Below are 1,216 nucleotides of genomic sequence, written 5' to 3'. Positions count from 1 at the left end.
GAGAGGTGACAAGATGCAGCCAGTAGTTGGGATAATCATGGGTTCAAAGTCGGACTGGCCGACAATGGAACACGCGGCCAACATGCTAGACGAGTTAGGTGTAGCCTACGAAGTTAAGGTCGTTTCTGCACATCGCACCCCTGACCTCTTATTCAACTATGCCAAAACAGCTGAAGAGCGCGGCATTCAAGTTATAATTGGTGGCGCTGGTGGCGCAGCACACTTACCTGGAATGGCTGCCTCACAAACCAATCTACCTGTGTTTGGCGTACCTGTTCAATCTAAAGCATTAAACGGCCTCGACTCCCTTCTATCTATTGCACAAATGCCTGGCGGAATCGCTGTTGGTACACTGGCTATTGGTGTCGCCGGGGCAAAGAATGCAGGTCTACTTGCAGGCCAGGTGATCGCATTGCATGATGACAAAGTCAAAGCTGCTCTCAATAAGTTCCGCCAGACGCAAACAGAAACAGTATTAAGCCAACCAGATCCACGAGGCTAGGCAATGAAGAAAATTGGTGTACTGGGCGCTGGGCAACTAGGCCGAATGCTCGCTTTGGCGGGATACCCTCTGGAGCTGGACTTTCACTTTTATGATACGTCCGGTTCTCCTAGCGTTGGACTTGGAGACATTACTATCGACACCGAGGCCAAGCTCGACAATCCGGCCTTAGCGGACTTCCTGAATGACGTTGATGTCGTCACTTATGAATTTGAGCACCTTCCAGCGCAACTAACACAATACATCGAAAGTAAAAGTACACTTTATCCCCCCTCAAAGTCTATTGAAGTCTGTCAAAATAGAGCTGAGGAAAAGGCACTATTTACCAAACTTGGAATTCCCACTCCTGCCTACCATATCGTCAACTCCCTTGAAGAGTTAAAAGCGGCTGTCGAAAAACTAGGTTGCCCAATCGTCACCAAGACAACGCGAGAAGGCTATGACGGAAAAGGCCAGTTCGTTATTCGTCAAGCAGAACAATGCGAAGCAGCATGGCAGGCTATTGGCGAAGGTAAAAATGGCACAAACACACTTATTGCAGAAGCATTCGTAAACTTTTCTCGAGAGCTGTCAATTATCGCTGTACGCTCAGCTGATGACAGCATGAAAGTCTACCCACTAGCAGAAAACGACCACCACGAAGGCATTCTGCGCTATTCCATCGCACCTGCAGCTAAGGTCGCGGACGATATAAATGCTCAAGCAAATCAATAT

Annotated in this window: 2 protein-coding genes; both read left to right on the top strand. The window is 48.4% G+C overall.

The features are described 5' to 3' along the window. Positions 1-13: 13 nt before the first annotated feature. The gene (purE, locus tag A3729_RS21765; RefSeq protein WP_068506833.1) at positions 14-502 is read left to right on the top strand and encodes a 5-(carboxyamino)imidazole ribonucleotide mutase; all 489 of its coding nucleotides are present in this window, start codon (positions 14-16) and stop codon (positions 500-502) included. A gap of 3 nt (positions 503-505) precedes the next feature. Then, positions 506-1,216, top strand: a 711-nt coding sequence (locus A3729_RS21760) for an ATP-grasp domain-containing protein (protein WP_156498069.1), incomplete at its 3' end; no start/stop codon positions are given.

It is taken from the genome of Oleiphilus sp. HI0043, from assembly GCF_001634935.1.
This window is presented reverse-complemented; position numbering and strand designations above follow the sequence as displayed.

Excerpts from the sequence above, each read along its gene's own strand:
- purE (WP_068506833.1), top strand. The coding sequence starts at position 14 with ATGCAGCCAGTAGTTGGGATAATCATGGGTTCAAAGTCGGACTGGCCG.